This window comes from Lysobacter niastensis, from assembly GCF_031457115.1.
In the GTDB taxonomy this organism is placed as follows: domain Bacteria; phylum Pseudomonadota; class Gammaproteobacteria; order Xanthomonadales; family Xanthomonadaceae; genus Lysobacter_J; species Lysobacter_J niastensis_A.
Map to the genome: position 1 here is coordinate 1 of NZ_JAVDVY010000005.1, position 5,712 is coordinate 5,712.

Annotated in this window: 5 protein-coding genes; all 5 read left to right on the top strand. The window is 58.0% G+C overall.

Annotation, left to right across the window (positions count from 1 at the left end; genetic code table 11):
- Nucleotides 1-317 precede the first annotated feature (317 nt).
- The 5 genes from J2X06_RS17955 to J2X06_RS17975 all read left to right on the top strand — a co-directional run bounded on the left by J2X06_RS17955 (nt 318) and on the right by J2X06_RS17975 (nt 5,128).
- Nucleotides 318-605, top strand: coding sequence for a hypothetical protein (locus J2X06_RS17955; protein WP_310064790.1), 288 nt, complete (start codon nt 318-320; stop codon nt 603-605).
- A gap of 376 nt (nt 606-981) precedes the next feature.
- A complete protein-coding gene (locus J2X06_RS17960; protein ID WP_310064792.1) occupies nt 982-1,479 on the top strand; it encodes a hypothetical protein in 498 nt (165 codons plus the stop codon).
- A 2,039-nt stretch (nt 1,480-3,518) separates the two neighbouring features.
- Nucleotides 3,519-3,992, top strand: a complete 474-nt coding sequence (locus J2X06_RS17965) for a hypothetical protein (RefSeq protein ID WP_310064794.1) — start codon at nt 3,519-3,521, stop codon at nt 3,990-3,992.
- A 484-nt stretch (nt 3,993-4,476) separates the two neighbouring features.
- On the top strand, nt 4,477-4,644 hold the full coding sequence (locus J2X06_RS17970; RefSeq protein WP_310064796.1) for a hypothetical protein: 168 nt from the start codon (nt 4,477-4,479) through the stop codon (nt 4,642-4,644).
- Nucleotides 4,645-4,816: 172 nt separating this feature from the next.
- Nucleotides 4,817-5,128 (top strand): hypothetical protein, encoded by a 312-nt coding sequence (locus J2X06_RS17975; RefSeq protein ID WP_310064798.1) that lies wholly within the window; start codon nt 4,817-4,819, stop codon nt 5,126-5,128.
- Nucleotides 5,129-5,712: the final 584 nt, after the last annotated feature.

Below are 5,712 nucleotides of genomic sequence, written 5' to 3' on the forward strand. Positions count from 1 at the left end.
TCCTTCGGAGTTCCTTTCGCCACGTCGCGCGTCGGCTCCGGTCAGCAGTCCTTGCCATTCCTGCTATCGGATCGCGCCTTGCTCCGTTTGCGCATCGGGGCGCCGTCTTGCTCCCGTTGCCTTTGGCTTCGGCCGGGTTCCGCGGCATGCGCTCCTGGTAAGGCCCAACAGCCGGGAACTGGCGGGCCGTCGGCCTGCGGTGGCATGCTTGGCTGCAGCGGCGGTGGGGTCTGCTGCTTTCTGGGGCATCACCGCCTAACAATTCATTCAAGCCGAAGCCGCTTCGCGGCTCGGCTTAATTCAGGCGTTAGGCGCCAATGGCATTCTTCAACGAGCTTCCTGTAAAGCCACTTGCAGTTGCATTGCGCCTCTACTGGCCGCCGTTTGCGTTAATGGCCCTTGAGCCCATTGCGGCGCTCTTGCTTGGTGCAGTCATTGACCTGCCTGGCATTCGTGCGGCTACTGCAATTCCGGCGTTGTTATTCTCACTTTGGCCGGCCGCGTTCAAAGACGCTCCGGTTACATTTTGGCTACTGGCTTGCGTGTCTTGGTTCATCGCAAACCTGGCAGTGTTAGCGTTCTTCGGTGGCGTCGTTGGCGCCTAACAATTCATTCAAGCCGAAGCCGCTTCGCGGCTCGGCTTAATTCAGGCGTTAGGCCTGCCAGGAAGCCATGCAGAACTTTGAGTCAATGGAAGACGCTGTTCGTGTTGCCCGGCAGGTTCTCTCTGGGGAAATGGATCCAAATTTGGGGTGTGGTCTCATCGCAGGGATTGGCGAGAAGCTCAACTACCCCACAGAACTGGGTATGTTCTTGCTGCTCGGTCATGAGCAGTACGACCATGAGGGGCTAGGCATTACGGCTGAGTCGTGCGTTCCCGATATCTTGGAGGCCTGCCGTGAGCTACTCGCAGGGCAGGCCTAACAATTCATTCAAGCCGAAGCCGCTTCGCGGCTCGGCTTAATTCAGGCGTTAGGCCCCATGAGATACGTCACAGCCATCCTCCTATCACTGGCCCTAGCCGATCCAGTTGCACTGGCTGCTGAGGGCAGCACCAGCCCTTCGGCACAGGCACTCCTCGGACTGATCGCCAAAGAGGGTGGTCGCAAGGTCCTCTGGAACCTCTGGGAGCGTGACAAAGAATTTGACCGCGTAATCTCTGGCATCGAGTCAGGTGACCCATCGTGGCTGAAAGTTGCAACAGCTCTTAAGCCATTCTCGGATGGCGCCGCCTCTCTGTCCCTTGATTACGCTGTTGCCCGTGCGCTGCCCAAAGCCCCAAACCAGGTATTGGCCTTGGTGGGCCATGGATTCAGCGCGGCGGATATCTGCACCTCACCCTTCATCGAGCCGGACCCTGGCGTTGCTGAGGCATATGAACGGCAAGCTCTGGCAGCACTCTCCAAGGTTAAGGCTCCAGCACTCGCACCCATTGCGGCGGAGTGCTCTAAGCAGGTCCGCCTTCCGGATGGGGCCTAACAATTCATTCAAGCCGAAGCCGCTTCGCGGCTCGGCTTAATTCAGGCGTTATGCGGCACCGGCGAAACAACTCGCATCGGGTTCCTTCGGCCACTCTCCCGCATCGTTCGCCGTCGGCTCCGGCTTGTAGTCCTTGCGCTCGCTCACGTCGGGTCGGGTGGCGCTTCGCCCTTCCGCTGCGCCATTACCGCATCCCAATTCCCTTTGCTTCGGTGCCATCCCTCGCCATGGGTCGCTGGGCAAGCCCCAACGTCAAAGGCTGTGGCATCCTTGGCTCGCAGGTCGCCCTGGGGAGTGGCGGTTTCAATGCCCACAGCACTTCGGGCCGTCCCGCATAACAACTCATTCAAGCCGAAGCCGCTTCGCGGCTCGGCTTAATTCAGGCGTTAGGCATCTTGTGAAAGCTAATCGTCGCTCAGACAAGAAATCCATCGCAACAGCCGCCCTGTACGTTGCTGCATTTATTCTTTGCATGTTGCTTATCCGCGAGGCTGCAATCCTCTCAATCGGCCTGCCCGGGCCAAGCCTTACTCGCCTACTCGTGTTTTCCCCTATTGCTGTTGCGCTCATTGCTGGCCTTAGTTGGGCATCCACTACTCGCGCCTTGCTATGGCAGGTTCCGCTCCAAAGCGCAGCAGTCGGCCTCCTCCTAGCTGCACTCCCCGTGCTCATCGGCGGACTTCTTGGCAATTTGGCTGTCCTCTCGTCGGCGCTGGGTCTTAGAGCCGCGGTCATTACGCTGCTTGGTTTCCTAGCTGCCTGGCTGCTGCGGTACTTGCAGCGTCGGCTGGTCCGCGGCCAAGATGCCTAACAATTCATTCAAGCCGAAGCCGCTTCGCGGCTCGGCTTAATTCAGGCGTTAGGCCCCAATGGCAGAAGTCCTGTTGACCTGTATTGCAGTAGCTTCCGGCGTCGCATTGATCCCGCTCTTCGTCGCTTCTATTGCTGCGTCAAACAAACTATTCGCGTACCTGCGGGCAAGCCATCCAGCGATCTGGTCGCAGCTTGGCCAGCCTTCCGTCTGGCGCGGGTCGTCCGCCTCTTCGCCAGGCGTCCGGTACTTCACAATGCGCCAGTACCGGAGCGTCGGCGATCCTGAGCTACAGCGCAGAGGCGACAGAGCACGTACTTTGCTGTACGCGGCAGCAGCAACGTTCCTCACGTTTCTCTTATCGGCCCTGGTCTTAGATGCGGTTGGGGCCTAACAATTCATTCAAGCCGAAGCCGCTTCGCGGCTCGGCTTAATTCAGGCGTTAGGGCTCACGAGAGATGTCCGATCAGTACGCGGAAAAGTGGCAGCAATATCGGCGGCGCCATTGGGCCGCAAGCCTTGGGCTATTGCTTGGCCTTCCAGCCGCCTGCATTGTCGCTTACGCACTGCTCAAGCTCACCAGAGCAGAAGCAATTTTCGTGCTTCTTCCGGTGGTAACCCTGTGGGCCGCAGCTTGGTTGTTGCTGTGCCTTCGCGTTACTCGCTTCCCATGCCCTCAGTGCTCCAAGCCATTCCTCGCGGGCCAGGAGCCAGTGCTCGCGGCTACGCGCTATTGTTCAAGCTGTGGGCTCCAGTTGTACGGGGTGAGCCCTAACAATTCATTCAAGCCGAAGCCGCTTCGCGGCTCGGCTTAATTCAGGCGTTAGGCCCCAATGGCAGAAGTCCTGTTGACCTGTATTGCAGTAGCTTCCGGCGTGGCATTGATCCCGCTCTTCGTCGCTTCTATTGCTGCGTCAAACAAACTATTCGCGTACCTGCGGGCAAGCCATCCAGCGATCTGGTCGCAGCTTGGCCAGCCTTCCGTCTGGCGCGGGTCGTCCGCCTCTTCGCCAGGCGTCCGGTACTTCACAATGCGCCAGTACCGGAGCGTCGGCGATCCCGAGCTACAGCGCAGAGGCGATAGAGCACGTACTTTGCTGTACGCGGCAGCAGCAACGTTCCTCACGTTTCTCTTATCGGCCCTGGTCTTAGATGCGGTTGGGGCCTAACAATTCATTCAAGCCGAAGCCGCTTCGCGGCTCGGCTTAATTCAGGCGTTAGGCCGCATATGAAGATCCTGACCCAGTTCCTAGCAGCAACAGCCCTAGTCACGCCCTTTTCGACCGCTTACGGTGCTCCACCGGCTGAGCTGTGCAAAGCTCTTCGAGGGTTTGTTGAGTCAGTACAGCCAGAGGATAAGCGCGAGGTGGCTTTCCACACGTCCTGGGGAAGCAACTTCAAAGATGCACCAGAGCCAGCAATCTCCGCCAAACGCTGTACTCATAACGGTTACGAGCCAGCTAAAGTTGTTTGCGCTTACCTCATGGAGCACGGCTACACCGAGTTCGCTGGCATAAACGTCAAGAACTCAATTTCTTGTCTCTCCAAAAAGACAAAGTTCGCCCCAATGTTCAGCCTCAATGGCGGGGAGTTTTCCTTCAGCTATGGCTCCGACAACCAAGGTGCTTTGATCGACATGTCCTTTAAAGAGGATCCGCAGATTGGCGGCATGGTCTTCCGGGTAGTGGCTGATGGGTACTAGGCTGCGGCCTAACAATTCATTCAAGCCGAAGCCGCTTCGCGGCTCGGCTTAATTCAGGCGTTAGGCCGCATGGGAAAGTTGATCAAGTATTTGGCGCTTCTGTCCCTGGCTGTGTCGGTGATCTTTGTCGCATCGTGCTCCGTGCAAGCTAGCCGGAGAACCAGCGCCCTAGGTCAGATCGCTGCTGGGGACTCTGCTGAATCTGCTATTGCGCGCCTTGGTCAGCCCAGCGGGCGGGAGCCGGCTGGGCGCCCTTACTTGTTGTACGACGTACGGGGCTGTCTCTCGCCCTGCGCTACCCGGCTTTGGTGGGAGTGGCCTTTGCTCCGTGGCATTGAGGCTTGGTCCGTGGAGCTAGACTCATCCGGCAGGGTGGTCAAAACCACGCACTGGGTTTCGCCGTAGCATGCGGCCTAACAATTCATTCAAGCCGAAGCCGCTTCGCGGCTCGGCTTAATTCAGGCGTTAGGCCGCGGAGAAGCCTGTGTCAGACATTCTCAAGAAGGATCGTCTCGACGTCTGGTATGACGGATCCGCGATCTGCATCATTGCCGTGGCAGCCAACGGTGACCCGCTCGACCTTGGGGAGGATGAGGCAGATGAACTCCTGCGCAAGCTCCAAGCCTGTATCGCCCAGGCCAAGGCTGACTGAGATGTCGTTGACCTACTCCAAAGTTCCTGATTTGGTCGCAAGCCCTGATCGTCGAGCGCAAGCTTCGGTGACCTGGGCGCGGCCTAACAATTCATTCAAGCCGAAGCCGCTCCGCGGCTCGGCTTAATTCAGGCGTTAGGCGCCAATGAACAGAGATCAGCTTGAACTAAACATGAAACAAGCGCTTGGGCCATTGGTAGAGCAGGCCCGGAGGCTTACTGGTGACTCAAAGTTGTGGGAAACGCACTTTGTGTTTCCCACCTCGCCCTTCACTGCATCGCTTTACTTCGTGCTTCAAAAAGATTCTGAGCTCCAACAGGCATCAGACAATGGCGCATGTGCCAATATCGCAGAAAGTGCTGTCCAAACGCTGCTTCAGTACTGCCCGGAGCTTTCCGAGTTCTCTCGAGAGTCAATCACGTTTACCACCCAAGAGTATTGCAACAAAGTTCACGGCGGAAATTGGTATCACTACTTCAAGTAGTGGCGCCTAACAATTCATTCAAGCCGAAGCCGCTTCGCGGCTCGGCTTAATTCAGGCGTTAGGCCGCTATGGGGATTCGTCTGTCAGCTCTGACTCTGGTGGTACTGGCGACTGGGTGCCATACCGGAGACTCCTTTTTGCCCACATCCTCGGTGAACCCATCGTTGGCTGACTGCACCGAGGCAGAAGCAGATGCATTGCCAAACCCGGCGCTCTCAATTCCTGGGCACGAGCGTAGGGAAATACTGCAGGCGGCAACTTTGTGGGCGGAGCAGAACGGTTACTTCCCGTGCGAGGTGGACATGTGTGGGGCGGTCTACCGCCACAACGGCAAGACCGTTTCGGTCCATGTAACTACGGCCGCTCACATCAAGCAGGCCGTTGCGGAGACCGGCCGCTTGTTTATGGGGCCGGACGCTGAGGTAACCTTTTCCCTGCCGGCTTTCCGGGTGGTTGGTCAGTCCTACTTACATCCCCAGTGTCGGGCGCGGCCTAACAATTCATTCAAGCCGAAGCCGCTTCGCGGCTCGGCTTAATTCAGGCGTTATGCGGCACCGGCGAAACAACTCGCATCGGGTTCCTTC

What these genes read in the sequence shown, in the direction of transcription:
- J2X06_RS17955 (WP_310064790.1), top strand. Translation starts at nt 318, where the DNA reads ATGGCATTCTTCAACGAGCTTCCTGTAAAGCCACTTGCAGTTGCATTG.
- J2X06_RS17960 (WP_310064792.1), top strand. Translation starts at nt 982, where the DNA reads ATGAGATACGTCACAGCCATCCTCCTATCACTGGCCCTAGCCGATCCA.
- J2X06_RS17965 (WP_310064794.1), top strand. Translation starts at nt 3,519, where the DNA reads ATGAAGATCCTGACCCAGTTCCTAGCAGCAACAGCCCTAGTCACGCCC.
- J2X06_RS17975 (WP_310064798.1), top strand. Translation starts at nt 4,817, where the DNA reads ATGAAACAAGCGCTTGGGCCATTGGTAGAGCAGGCCCGGAGGCTTACT.